The 12,611-nt window shown below is 66.2% G+C and carries 12 protein-coding genes and 1 riboswitch; of the genes, 3 read left to right on the top strand and 9 right to left on the bottom strand.

Annotated elements, in window-relative coordinates; genetic code table 11:
• Window positions 1-19 precede the first annotated feature (19 nt).
• The gene (gene thiD / locus EJI00_RS05430) at window positions 20-880 is read left to right on the top strand and encodes a bifunctional hydroxymethylpyrimidine kinase/phosphomethylpyrimidine kinase (protein WP_126746449.1); all 861 of its coding nucleotides are present in this window, start codon (window positions 20-22) and stop codon (window positions 878-880) included.
• Here thiD and EJI00_RS05425 read toward each other — a convergent pair.
• Complete coding sequence (locus tag EJI00_RS05425) at window positions 834-2,171, bottom strand: purine-cytosine permease family protein (RefSeq protein WP_126746448.1); 1,338 nt, start codon at window positions 2,169-2,171, stop codon at window positions 834-836. The genes thiD and EJI00_RS05425 overlap by 47 nt on opposite strands.
• A gap of 76 nt (window positions 2,172-2,247) precedes the next feature.
• Window positions 2,248-2,355: riboswitch (TPP riboswitch) on the bottom strand.
• A 26-nt stretch (window positions 2,356-2,381) separates the two neighbouring features.
• Complete coding sequence (locus EJI00_RS05420) at window positions 2,382-3,116, bottom strand: TetR/AcrR family transcriptional regulator (protein ID WP_126746447.1); 735 nt, start codon at window positions 3,114-3,116, stop codon at window positions 2,382-2,384.
• Between the two features lie 110 nt (window positions 3,117-3,226).
• On the opposite strand from EJI00_RS05420, the gene EJI00_RS05415 reads away from it, so the two are divergent.
• A complete protein-coding gene (locus EJI00_RS05415; protein WP_126746446.1) occupies window positions 3,227-4,534 on the top strand; it encodes an aspartate aminotransferase family protein in 1,308 nt (435 codons plus the stop codon).
• Here the strand turns inward: EJI00_RS05415 and EJI00_RS05410 are convergent.
• The 7 genes from EJI00_RS05410 to EJI00_RS05380 are packed head-to-tail and all read right to left on the bottom strand — an operon-like array spanning window position 4,531 to window position 11,090.
• Window positions 4,531-5,571, bottom strand: coding sequence for an NAD(P)/FAD-dependent oxidoreductase (locus tag EJI00_RS05410; RefSeq protein ID WP_126746445.1), 1,041 nt, complete (start codon window positions 5,569-5,571; stop codon window positions 4,531-4,533). The two genes, EJI00_RS05415 and EJI00_RS05410, sit on opposite strands and share 4 nt — an antisense overlap.
• Window positions 5,568-5,897: a ferredoxin FdxA gene (fdxA, locus tag EJI00_RS05405; protein ID WP_126746444.1), complete on the bottom strand. Its 330-nt coding sequence runs from the start codon at window positions 5,895-5,897 to the stop codon at window positions 5,568-5,570. The genes EJI00_RS05410 and fdxA overlap by 4 nt, the downstream gene beginning before the upstream one ends.
• 42 nt (window positions 5,898-5,939) lie before the next feature.
• Window positions 5,940-7,280, bottom strand: a complete 1,341-nt coding sequence (locus EJI00_RS05400; protein WP_126746443.1) for a sulfate adenylyltransferase subunit 1 — start codon at window positions 7,278-7,280, stop codon at window positions 5,940-5,942.
• Window positions 7,280-8,233 carry a sulfate adenylyltransferase subunit CysD gene (gene cysD / locus EJI00_RS05395; protein WP_126746442.1) on the bottom strand — a complete coding sequence of 318 codons (954 nt, stop codon included), beginning with the start codon at window positions 8,231-8,233 and terminating at the stop codon, window positions 7,280-7,282. The genes EJI00_RS05400 and cysD overlap by 1 nt, the downstream gene beginning before the upstream one ends.
• 32 nt (window positions 8,234-8,265) lie before the next feature.
• A complete protein-coding gene (locus tag EJI00_RS05390) occupies window positions 8,266-8,898 on the bottom strand; it encodes a phosphoadenosine phosphosulfate reductase family protein (RefSeq protein ID WP_126746441.1) in 633 nt (210 codons plus the stop codon).
• A 21-nt stretch (window positions 8,899-8,919) separates the two neighbouring features.
• Window positions 8,920-9,315 carry a DUF934 domain-containing protein gene (locus EJI00_RS05385; RefSeq protein WP_126746440.1) on the bottom strand — a complete coding sequence of 132 codons (396 nt, stop codon included), beginning with the start codon at window positions 9,313-9,315 and terminating at the stop codon, window positions 8,920-8,922.
• On the bottom strand, window positions 9,312-11,090 hold the full coding sequence (locus EJI00_RS05380; protein WP_126746439.1) for a nitrite/sulfite reductase: 1,779 nt from the start codon (window positions 11,088-11,090) through the stop codon (window positions 9,312-9,314). The genes EJI00_RS05385 and EJI00_RS05380 overlap by 4 nt, the downstream gene beginning before the upstream one ends.
• A 305-nt stretch (window positions 11,091-11,395) precedes the next feature.
• Here EJI00_RS05380 and ampC point away from each other — a divergent pair, with 305 nt between their 5' ends.
• A complete protein-coding gene (gene ampC, locus EJI00_RS05375) occupies window positions 11,396-12,604 on the top strand; it encodes a class C beta-lactamase (RefSeq protein ID WP_126746536.1) in 1,209 nt (402 codons plus the stop codon).
• Window positions 12,605-12,611: the final 7 nt, after the last annotated feature.

The raw sequence follows: 12,611 nt of genomic DNA, 5'->3' as shown, positions 1-12,611 counted from the left end.
GTCGCCGATAATTTTCGATATGACCCACGCACTTTCCGACGCCGCGCCGCAAGCGCCCCTGCGCTATGCGCGCGTGCTCTCGATCGCCGGCTCCGACAGCGGCGGCGGTGCCGGTATCCAGGCTGATCTGAAGACCTTCGCGGCGCTCGGCTGCTACGGCATGACGGCCATCACCGCGCTCACCGCGCAGAACACGCTCGGCGTGTCGGGCATTCACGGCGTGCCGCCGGCTTTTCTCAAGGCGCAGATCCAGGCGGTGGTCGAAGACATCGGCGTCGATGCGGTCAAGCTCGGCATGCTGCATGCGCCCGAGGTGGTCGACGTGGTGGCCTGGGCCATCGATCACTACCGGCTGCCCAACGTGGTGCTCGACCCGGTGATGGTCGCGACCAGCGGCGACCGCCTGATTGCTGCCGAGACGGTGCAGGTGCTGGTGCGCGAGCTGTTCCCGCGCGCCATGGTGATCACGCCCAATCTCGACGAGGCCGCCTTGCTCATCGGCCATGCCATCGACGGCATCGATGCGCTCGACGATGCGGCCGAAGAATTGCTGGCGCTCGGCGCGCAAGTCGTGCTGCTCAAGGGCGGCCACTTGCCCGGCGACGAAGTGGTCGACGTGCTGTTGGGGCGCGGTGGCGTCCGCAAGCGTTTGGCCTCGGCCCGCATCGCGAGCCGCAATCTGCATGGCACCGGCTGCACGCTGTCGTCCGCGATTGCCGCGCACCTGGCGCTGGGCTTGGCGTTGCCCGAGGCCGTGGAGCACGCACGCGCGTTCGTGCTCGGCGCCATGGCCGCGGGTGCGAATGTGCGCATCGGTGCGGGACACGGTCCGCTCAACCACGGCTTTGCGCCAGTACCGACGCACCGCCTGCCGTTGTAGACGTCGGCTTGGGCCGGCTGATCCACGCCAGCAGAAAGGTGGCTGCCAGCGTCGGAAGCGCCGAGCCGAACTGCGGCGCCCATTTGGCACAGGCGTGATAGACCGCGATGCCCGCAATCCAGATCAGCGCCGCGCCCAGGTCGACCCGGCGGTTGCCGGCCGATGAGACGGCCTGGCCTGTACCCAGCCGCCCCAGGATCACGCCGTAGAGCGGCACGAACACCGAGCTCAGCAGCAGCAGGAAGGGTTCGAGCGTGTGCATGGGCAGCACCAGCGCGAGCGCAATGCACAGCGCGGCCAGCAGCAGGCCCCATCGCTTCACGCTCCAGCGCGGCAGCAGGCTGTGCGTCGACACCGAGCCCGAATAGACATCGCCGTATGCGTTGTCGAGTTCGTCGATCAGGATCAGGCCCAGCGCCACCAGCCCGCCCTGTGCGAGCAGCAGTGCGGTGACCAGGCCCGTGCCCGGCTCGGCCACGCTCACCACCATCACGCCGAGGGCATAGCACCAGATGTTGGCGAGCGCGTAGCCCAGCCAGGTGCCGCTGAATGCACTGCCGAGACCACCCGCGCTGCGCTTGCCGTGGCGGGCATAGTCGGCCACCAGCGGCAACCATGACACCGGCATGGCGATCACGAGGTCCAACGCGCCGAACATGCCCATGCCGCCGGCACCCGGCCGCGCCCAGAAGGCGTCCAGCCCCTTGGCCTGGAGCCGCGTCGCGAACTGCCAGGTGAGCCAGAGCAGAGAGAGCACGACCAGCGGCAGGCCGAAGCGGCTCACGAAGCGACGCACCAGCTTGACCATCGAACCTGCGAGCAGCGCCAACAGCACCGCGCCCCAGAGCAGCGTGGTGAGGGCGCCGCCCAGCGGCCCGGTGAGCGTCAAACCGAATGCCTGCTGGCCGATGGCCTGCGTGCCCTCGCGCATGATCACGAGCTCGAAAGTGGTCCAGCCCACCAGCTGCACGATGTTGAGCAGCACCGGCAGCCGCGCGAAGGCGCTGCCGTAGGTGGCGTGCATCAGCCCGGCGCTCGCCAGGCCGGTTTCGCAGCCCAGCCGCGCGGTCCATGCCAGAAGGCCCGCGCCGAGCAGCGAGCCCAGCACGATGGCGATGGTCGCGTCGCGCGTGCCCACCGCCGGCACCAGGTAGGCGCCGATCTGCATTACCAGCAGCCCGACGCCCAGGCTGAACCAGAGCGATGCGTGGTCGTGCCAGCCGAACGCGCGCTGCGACGCGGGCAAGGGCGTCAGCGCCTCGTTGGCGGAAGAAAAGTCGTCGTGTGCCATCCAGTTGCTCCAATGCAAAAGGTTTGGCAGGTGGGCGAGGCTCCGGCGGCGGAGCCATCGCGCGAGACAACGCGACAGGCCGCCGGACCAGCTTCCCTGCGCGAGGATTACCTCAGTCAGGTTCAAAGGGACTCTCTCAGTCAGCCCCGGAACGGATTCCGGTTCGACACCCCTAGCGGTGGTGCTCCGCGCCGTGGCGCAAAGCGGAAACTATTGTACGAGCCTGCGCGCGAAAGCTTCCAAACCATCGACGACGATCTGGATATGGCGCTCGAAGCTGCTGTCCAGCGGCACGGTGCTGCCGTTGTCCCAGCGCACGATGAAGGCCTGGTTGGCCAGCAGCGGCAGGTTGCGCGTGAGCACCGGGTGATCGAGCGGGCGAATGGTGTGGACGCGCTCGCGCAGCTCTTCGGCCCAGGCCTGGGTGTTGTCCGAGGGCAGGGGGGAGAACTCCATCGTCACGAAGCCGAGCATGGCCGCGATCACGCAGTTGTAGGCCTCCAGCAGCGGCTGTCCCTCGAACCCGGCCTCGACCAGGGCCGCGAGCACGCCTTCCACCAGCTCGATGGGCAGGCTGCCGTTCGACACCAGCTGCGCACCCAGCAGCTGCGCCACGTTCGGGTGGCGGCGCACCGCGGCGCGGCAGCGGCGGAACAGCTGCGCGATCCATTCCTGCCAGGCCTGCTTGGCGGGCGGCGGCGTGACATCGGCCATCACCATGGCGGCCACTTCAGCGAGCAGCGCCTCGCGCGTGCTCACATGCCAGTGCACCGTGGCCGGATAGACGCCCAGCCGCGCCGCGATCTCGCGCATGCTGAAAGCGCCAAGGCCAAACTCGTCGATGTGCGCCAGCGCGGCCTCGGCAATGCGCCGCTTCGACAGCGCGCCGCCGCCGGCGGGCCGGCCGGCGGTCTTGGGTTTGGGCTCGGAGGCGGTTTTTTTCATGGATGCTGGCATTGTGCGGCGGTTAAATTGATTGTATAAATAATATTAATTGAGCACTGATCAATTAATCGGAGGCGAGAGCCTGCCATCCCACTTTCGAAGGACCAGCCATGACCGACGCCGCAATCGACCAAGCCCTTGCCGAGGCGCATCGACGCTTCACCGACGGCAACCCCGCGAGCCGGCGACAGTTCGAGGAGCAGGCGCGCTACATGCCCGGCGCCAACAGCCGCTCGGTGCTCTTCTACCCGCCGTTTCCGCTCACCATCGCCAAGGGCGAGGGCGCCGCGCTCTGGGATGCCGACGGTCACCGCTATGCGGACTTCATCGCCGAGTACACGGCCGGCGTCTACGGCCACTCGGCGCCCGAGATCCGCGATGCCGTCATAGAGGCGATGCAGGGCGGCATCAACCTCACGGGTCACAACCTGCTCGAAGGGCGGCTTGCAAAGACCATCTGCGAGCGCTTTCCGCAGATCGAGCAGTTGCGCTTCACCAACTCGGGCACCGAGGCGAACCTGATGGCACTCACGGCCGCACTGCACTTCACGGGAAGGCGAAAGATCGTGGTGTTTTCGGGCAGCTATCACGGTGGCGTGCTCGGTTTCGGTGCCAAGCCCTTGCCGACGACCGTGCCGTTCGACTTCCTGGTGCTGCCCTACAACGACGCGCAGGCAGCGAGCGAGCAGATCGCCAAGCATGGGCCGGAGATCGCCGCCATTCTGGTCGAGCCGATGCAGGGTGCGAGCGGCTGCATTCCGGGGCGCCTCGACTTCCTTCAGGCACTCCGCGATGGCGCGACGAAGGTCGGCGCGCTGCTGATCTTCGACGAGGTCATGACCTCGCGCCTTGCGCCGAACGGCCTCGCTAACAAGCTGGGCATCCGGTCTGATCTCACCACACTTGGCAAGTACATCGGCGGCGGCATGTCGTTCGGCGCTTTCGGCGGGCGTGCGGATGTGATGGCGCAGTTCGACCCGCGCACGGGCTCGCTCTCCCATTCGGGCACCTTCAACAACAACGTGATGACCATGGCGGCCGGGTATGCCGGCCTCACGAAACTCTTCACGCCCGAGGCGGCCGGCGCGCTGGCCGAGCGCGGTGAGGCGATGCGTGCGCGGCTCAATGCGCTGTGCGCGAAGGAGGGCGTGGCCATGCAATTCACCGGCGTGGGCTCGCTGATGAATGCGCATTTCCTCCGAGGGGAAGTGCGGCGTGTGGATGATCTGGCGGCGGTGGATGGACGAGTCCGCCAACTGCTGTTCTTCCACCTGCTGAGCCAGGGCATCTACGCCTCGCCGCGGGGTTTCGTGGTGCTGTCGCTGCCCTTGCCGGACGCGGACATCGACCACTTCGTCGCCGCCATCGGCAGCTTCATCGACGAATACCGGGCTTTGCTGCCTGGCTTTGCTGCCTAGGGGGAAGCAGTGCCAGCCACGCCCAGCAGCTCGTGCAGCCGCGTGCTGGTGGTCGTGTACTGCAGCGGCACGGCCTTGCCGGGGAACACGATGGCGGTGGCACCCCAGGCGGCCAGCGTGGCCTCGTGGAAGCCGCAGACGATGAGCTTCTTCTTGCCCGGATAGGTGTTGACGTCGCCCACCGCGAACACGCCGCGTTCGCGGGTTTCGTACTTCTCGGTGTCGACCGGCACCTGCTTGCGTTCGAGCTCCAGGCCCCAATCGGCAATGGGGCCGAGGCGGGGCGAAATGCCAAGGCAGGCGATCAGTGCGTCGAGCGGTAGATCGACCGTGGTCGCGTCAGGCGTGGTGATCTGGAGTTGCTTGCCGTCGAAGGCAATGGGCTGGCCCACCTTGAACGCCAGCTTGCCTTCGGCGACCAGCGCGCGCATCGAAGCGACGAGGCCTTCGTCGGCCTGGAAGCCGTCGCGCCGGTGCACCAGCGTGACCTGTTTGGCAATACCCGTGAGCGCAATGGCGGTTTCCAGCGCGACGTCGTCGCCGCCGTTCACCACCACCGTCTGTCCGGCAAAGCGGTCCAGCGAATCGGGGTGGTAGAAAAGCGAGCTGCCTTCGAACTGCGCAGTGCCTTCGATGGCAATTCGCTTGGGCACGAAGGCACCGACGCCAGCGGCGATGAACACGGTCTTGGCCAGGAAAGCCTTGCCCGCCGACGTTGTCAGCAGCAAGCGATCATCGGCCTGGCGGGCGAGGGTGGCGACCTGCTCGCCGAAGTGGAACTGCGGCTTGAACGGCGTAACCTGCTGCAGCAGCGATTGCGCAAGATCGCGCCCGCTGGTAGCCGGCGTACCCGGAATGTCGTAGATCGGCTTGTCGCCGTAGAGGGCCACGCACTGGCCGCCCGCGGCGGGCAGCGCATCGACGATGTGGCAGGAAATCTCGAGCAGGCCGAGCTGGAAGGCCTGGAACAGCCCGACCGGACCGGCGCCGATGATGAGCGCGTCGGTTTCGATGGGGGCTCGGCCTTCGGGGTTCAACGGACCAGTTCGCCGACCTTGTCGGTCTTGTCTTTCCACTCTTCGGCGTCGGGCAGGGCCGGCTTGCGCTTGGTGATGCTCTTCCAGCCGTCGGCCAGCGCGAGCTCGGCGTTGAGCTTGATGAAGGCGATCTGGTTGGCCGGGAGGTCTTCCTCGGCGTAGATCGCATTGACCGGGCATTCGGGGATGCAGACCGCGCAATCGATGCACTCGTCCGGGTCGATCACCAGCATGTTGGGACCTTCGCGGAAGCAATCCACGGGGCATACGTCCACGCAGTCGGTGTATTTGCAGCGGATGCAGGCTTCAGAGACGACGTGGGTCATTTGTCTTTTAGCGTCAGTGTGAGGTCGGGAAAACCCCAGATTTTAGGCCTTTGCGGCGGCAGGCTGCACGAGCACGGCAGCAGCGGTCTTGTGGGTGGCTGTATCGACCAGCACCAGCGAGCCCAATGCCCGCGATTGCGTGAAGGGCAGAACGGCCAGCGGCTGCTGCAGCGCAAGCACCACGTCGCCGATCGAATTGGCCTCCAGCTGCGTCGCGGGCTCGGATTCGAGCGTGGTGATGTTCACGCGATCGACGATGCGCGCCACCTTGGCTTTCACCCAGCGATGGCCCTGCAGCGCCCAATACACGCGGCCCGCAACCAGCGGCTCGTCGTCGAGCCAGGCCACGGTGGCGGTGATTTCGCGCACCGGCTCGAAGGCCCCGGGCGCCAGCAGCCAGTCGCCACGCGACACATCCACTTCACGGTCGAGCACGATGCCGGCGCTGTGGCCCGCATGAACCACCTTCGGCTGGCGCGTGTGGCTCAGCACCTGGGCGACGGTGGCGGTCTGGTTGCTCGGCAGCACGGTCACGCGCTGGCCGGGTTCCACATGGCCCGAGGCTACGCGGCCCCAGAACACGCGGCGGCCCTGCGAGGTGTCGGCCGAAGAAGGGAATTTTTCGACCCACTGCACCGGGAAGGCGAAGGGCACGGCCTCGTCCTGCACGGTAACCGGCAGTTCCTCGAGCAGCTCGAGCAGGCTGGGGCCTTCGTAACCCACCCAGTCGGCATGGCGCGTGGCCACGTTCCAGCCCTTGAGGGCCGAGATCGGCACGATGGCGGCCACCTGCACGCCGGCCGCTTCGGCAAAGGCGTTCAGCGCGGTCGAAATGCGTTCGAAGGCCAGGCCGGCATCATCGATGGCGTCGAGCTTGTTGACCGCGAACACGATCGACTGCACGCGCAGCAAGTGGGTCAGCAGCGTGTGGCGGCGGGTTTGCGGCAGCAGCTCGCGCTTGACCACGGTGCCGTCTTCCACCTCGGCGGCCCACGCCAGCTTGGTGGCATCGACCAGCACCACGGCGGCATCGGCGGCCGAGGCGGCGGTGACCATGTTGCGCGTGTACTGCTCATGGCCCGGCGCGTCGCCGATGATGAACTTGCGCTTGGCGGTCGAGAAGTAGCGGTAGGCCACGTCGATCGTGATGCCCTGTTCGCGCTCGGCCGAGAGGCCGTCGGTGAGCAGGGCCAGATCGGTTTCGCCGCCGCGCTGCACGCCCGCCAGCTGGTCTTGCAGCACGGTCTTGCTGTCGACCAGCAGGCGGCCGATGAGCGTGCTCTTGCCGTCGTCGACCGAACCGCAGGTGATGAAGCGCAGGGCGGTGCCGGTGTCGCCGTGGATTTCGGCGGTAGCGGGGTTTGCAGTGGTCGTCGCGCTCATCAGAAGTAACCGTCTTTCTTTCGTTTTTCCATGGATGCTTCGGAGGTCATGTCGTCCATGCGCGTGGCGCCGCGTTCGCTGACTTCGACCGACAGCGTTTCGAGCACCACGTCGCCCGCATCGGCTGCGAGGCTCTCGACCGGGCAGGTGGTCGTGATGTCGCCCACGGTGCGAAAGCGCACGTCGCGCACCCGCACCGTTTCGCCGTCGCGCGGCGGGGTGAGTTCGGTCACCGGCACCAGCAGGCCGCGGCGCTCGACCACTTCGCGCTTGTGCGTGTAGTAGATCGACGGCAAGCCGACGTGCTCGCGCTCGATGTATTGCCACACGTCGAGCTCGGTCCAGTTCGAAATCGGGAACACACGGAAGTGCTCGCCCGGTGCGAGGCGCGTGTTGAACAGCGTCCACAGTTCGGGGCGCTGGTCCTTGGGTTGCCATTGGCCGAAGGAATCGCGGTGCGAAAAGATGCGCTCCTTGGCGCGCGCCTTTTCCTCGTCGCGGCGGGCGCCGCCAATCAGCGCGTCGAAGCGGAATTCTTCAATGGCTTCGAGCAGCGTGACCGACTGGTGCGCATTGCGCGATTCGCCCGGATGCGCCAGGCGCACGGTGCCGCGCGCCATCGAGTCCTCGACGCTGCGCACGATGAGCTCGGCGCCCAGCTCTTTTGCGCGCTGGTCGCGATAGGCCGTGACTTCGGGGAAGTTGTGGCCCGTGTCGATCATCAGCAGCGGGTAAGGAATGCGGCCGACGCCGAAAGCCTTTTCGGCGCATTTCAGCAGCACCAGCGAATCCTTGCCGCCCGAGAACAGCAGGGTGGGGCGTTCGAAGGCGGCCGCGACTTCGCGCAGGATGAAGATGGTTTCTTCTTCCAGCGCGTCGAGGTGCGTGTTGGACAGGTTCGCGGGTGAATGCATGGGCGGCTGCAGCAGGTCGGCTTCGGTACGGGCGTTCATCGGATGGGGTCCTGGAGGCGGAGATCGATCGTTCAGTGCGACAGATGCAAGCCGCACTCGCGGTTGTCTTCGCCCTTGGTCGGGTCCACGTAGTCGAAGTTGTTGGGCAGGCCATGCGCTTCGCAGTACTCGTACAAATCCTTGGACGACCAGTGCAGCAGCGGCGCGACCTTGATCAGGCCATCGGGGTTGACGCTGACCGGGTCCATCTGCGCGCGCACGGCCGTGTCGGTGGCCCGAAGCGCGGTGAACCAGACCTTCGGCGCCGTCTCGCGCAACGCGCGGGCAAAGGGCTCCAGCTTCACCTCCTCGGTGAACGCGGCATGGCGTGGATCGTCGAGCGCCGGCGTCGGGCCCTCCACCGCTTCGCGATGCGCACGCGAGCGGCGCGGCAGGTAGATATGCAAGTCCAGGCCCAGCTGCTTGGTCACCTCGTCGGCAAAGCGGTAGGTGGCCTCGGTGTTGTAGCCGTTGTCCATCCAGACCACCGGAACATCCCGCTTTGCGCGCGTGACCATGTGCAGGATCACGGCTTCGAAAGGGCGGAAATTGGTGGTGACGATCGCGCTCTGGCCCAGGCCGATTGCCCAGTCCACCAGGCCCTCCGCGTTGCGGCCGAGCTCGGCGTTGATGCGTGCGAAGTCGATGTCCGTGGCAATGCTCATGTCGAAGTTTCCTGTGCGGACTCAGTTGCTGGCCGCAAAGTGCGGCGCCGGCTGCACCGCGTCGCCCTGGTAGAAGGCGGCAAAGCGGTCGAACTGGCGCTGCGCGTCGGAGGCGTCCACGCCTTCTTTCAGCACGGCGCTCGAAAAACCGGTGCGTTCCATCTGCACCAGCTGGTCGATCAGCACGTCGCCGGTGGCGCGGATGTCGCCCTTGAAACCCAGGCGGCGGCGCAGCAGAAAGGCCTGGCTGTAGGCGCGGCCGTCGGTGAACTTCGGAAAGTTCAGGTCGATGCGTTCGATGTCTTCCAGGCACACCTCGATGGCGAGCGGATCGGCGTCGTTCGGCAGCTGCAGGACCTTCGGGTCGCCGTCATCGATGTGTTCTTCGGCGGCCAGGATGTTCAGCTTGCGGTTCATGCTGCTTCCTCCACCTTGAACCGCGCACCGTTGGTCGCGGCCTTGAACGGGTCGTGGCCGACGCGGCGCAGGGTGTCGATGAAGGTCTCACCGCCTTCGCGGGTGTCGCGGTAGGTGGTAAGCACGGCCTCGATCACGCCAGGCACTTCGGCCGCCGAGAACGAGGGACCCACGGCCTTGCCGGCCTGCGGCGCACCGCTGAGCGCGGAGCCGTCGGAGCCGCCGAGGCTGACCTGGTACCACTCCTTGCCGTCCTTGTCGACGCCCAGGATGCCGATGTGGCCGCTGTGGTGGTGGCCGCACGAGTTGATGCAGCCGCTGATGTGCAGGTCGATCTCGCCCAGGTCGTCGAGCTCGTCGAGGTCCTGATAACGCTCGGTAATGGCTTCGGCAATGGGAATGGAGCGCGCATTGGCCAGCGCGCAGAAGTCGCCGCCGGGGCAGGCGATCATGTCGGTGAGCAGGTGCACGTTGGCGCTGGCAAAGCCGGCCGCGCGGGCGGCGAGCCACAGCGCATGCAGGTCTTCGGCATGCACCCAGGGCAGCACGATGTTCTGGTCGTGCGTCACGCGGGCTTCGCCGGCCGAGAAGCGGTCGGCCAGCACGGCGAGCGTATCGAGCTGGTCGGCCGAGGCATCGCCGGGCGCCTGCTTCAGGCGCTTGAACGACAAGGTGACGGCGCGCAGCGCGGGGTTCTTGTGCGGGGCCACATTGCGGGCCAGCCAGCGGGCGAACTGAACGTCGTCCGCGGCGTGGGCGCGCAGCTCGGCGTCGGTCTTCTCGGCGCTTTGCAGCACGCGGGTGGCGAGCGTCGGCGGCACGAAGGAGGCGGCCACGCGGTCGTACTCTTCCTGCGTGATGGTGTGCGGCGCGCCGTCGTGCTCGAGGATCTGCTTGTACTCGGCTTCCACGTCGTCGATGTAGCGCTGGCCTTCGGCCTTCACCAGGATCTTGATGCGCGCCTTGTAGATGTTGTCGCGGCGGCCGTAGCGGTTGTAGACACGAATCACCGCTTCGAGGTAATTCATGATCTGCTGCCAGGGCAGGAACTCGCGCAGCACAGTGCCGATGATGGGCGTGCGACCCATGCCACCGCCCACCTGCACGCGAAAGCCGATTTCCCCCGCCTCGTTCTTCACCACGTGCAGACCCACGTCATGCCAGCCTGTGGCGGCGCGGTCTTCGGTGGCGCCGGTAATGGCAATCTTGAACTTGCGCGGCAGGAACGCGAACTCGGGGTGCAGCGTGCTCCACTGGCGCATGATTTCCGCGAACGGGCGCGGGTCGGCAATTTCGTCGACCGCAATGCCGGCGCGCTCGTCGCTCGTGATGTTGCGAATGCAATTGCCGCTGGTCTGAATGCCGTGCATGTCGACCGAAGCCAGCAGGTCCATCACGTCGGCCGACTTGGCCAGCGGAATCCAGTTGTACTGGACGTTCTGCCGCGTCGAGAAGTGGGCGTAGTGCGTGGGCAGCTTCTTGGTGCCGAGCAGGCCCTGGGTTTCCAGCGCCTTCTTGTAGACCTCGGCCTCGGGCTCGTCGTACTCGCGGGCAATGCGGGCCAGCACGCGCAGCTGGCGGCTCGAAAGCTCGCCGTAGGGCACGGCCACGCGCAGCATCGGCGCGTAGCGCTGCACGTACCAGCCGTTTTGCAGGCGCAGGGGGCGGAACTCGTCTTCGTGGAGACGGCCCTTTTGCCAGCGCTCGAGCTGGTCTCTGAATTGGGCTGCCCGTTGATGGACGAACTGGCGATCGAAGTCTGTGTATTGGTACATCGTGAGTCTTGAAGAAGTGCGGTGCCGCACGTCCAACGGGGCGCCCCAGCAAGAAGCCGAGATTCTGAAAGCACGCCTTATGGAAGCAAACTATTTTTTGGTTCGCGCCTTATGCGGATAAGCTTATTCTCCAATGCCCATGCGGGTTTGCGGGCGGTTGAATGCTTATTCCGGATAAGGCCGGGCACCGAAAATGAGGCTCCGGACCGTTGATTCTAGGAAGCGCGCGATACAGCGGTTACGGCGCAAGCGTAAACCGGCGCGGCAGGATGGTTTCCAATCGGCCGATGAATTCGAGACAAAAAATGGCCTGCGCGCCGCGCATCGGGCTTGTCGCCGTCCTGTCCCTGATTTGCTCCGCAAGCGCGTTCGCTGCCGGCGGTGCCGCCCCCCGCGCGCTGTCCGAGGTGGTCGGCGAGGTGGTCGACGAGGTGATCCGGCCGTTGATGGAAGAGCAGAAGATTCCCGGCATGGCCGTAGCCGTTACCGTGCACGGGCAGCGCCATGTCTTCAACTACGGCGTGGCGTCCAAGGAGAGCGGGCAACGCGTGGGTGACCGCACCCTCTTCGAACTGGGCTCGGTCAGCAAGACCTTCACCGCAACGCTCGGCGCCTGGGCGCAGGCGCGCGGCACGCTGATTTTTTCCGAGCCCGCCAGCAAATACTTTCCCGAGCTGGCCGGCAGCCAGTTCGACCGCGTTCACGTGCTCGACCTCGCCACCTACACAGCCGGCGGCCTGCCGCTGCAGTTCCCCGACGGTGTGAACGATGCACGGCAGATGACCGCGTACTACAAGAACTGGCGCTCCACTGCAGAACCCGGCGCGCAGCGCCTCTATTCGAACCCCAGCATCGGCTTGTTCGGCGAGCTGGCCGCTCGCAGCATGCGCGAGCCCTTTGTCAGCCTCATGCAGAAGCGCTTGTTCCCGGCACTCGGCCTCTCGCACACTTACATCAAGGTGCCGACACACGAGATGCCCAACTACGCGTGGGGCTATTCGAAGGCCGACAAGGCGGTGCGCGTCACACCGGGCATGTTCGACGCACAGGCCTATGGCGTGAAGAGCACCGCTGCCGACATGTTGCATTTCGTCGAGGTGAACATCGCGTACGGCTCACGCCCGGTCGGTCCGCTGCACCGCGCGATTGCAGCCACGCACACGGGCTACTACAAGGTCGGCGACATGACGCAGGGGCTGGGCTGGGAAATGTATGCATGGCCCACGCCGCTGGACCACTTGCTGGCCGGTAACTCGGAAGAGATTTCGCTCAAGCCCAATGAGGTGAAGCGCATCGAGCGGCCCGTGCAAATGCGCGACGGGCGCGACGGGCGCGACGAGCGCGACGACGTGCTCGTCAACAAGACCGGCTCGACGAATGGGTTCGGGGCCTACGTGGCCTATGTGCCATCGAAACGCATCGGCATCGTGATGCTTGCGAACCGCAACTACCCCAACGCCGAGCGCGTGAAGGCGGCGCACCGCGTGCTGAGTGCGCTGGCTGCCATGCCCTGAAACGCAG

The organism is Variovorax sp. DXTD-1 (assembly GCF_003984625.1).
Classification (GTDB): Bacteria; Pseudomonadota; Gammaproteobacteria; order Burkholderiales; family Burkholderiaceae_C; genus Variovorax.
The sequence above is the reverse complement of the archived record's forward strand: the minus strand, read 5'-3'. Positions and strand labels throughout refer to the sequence as shown.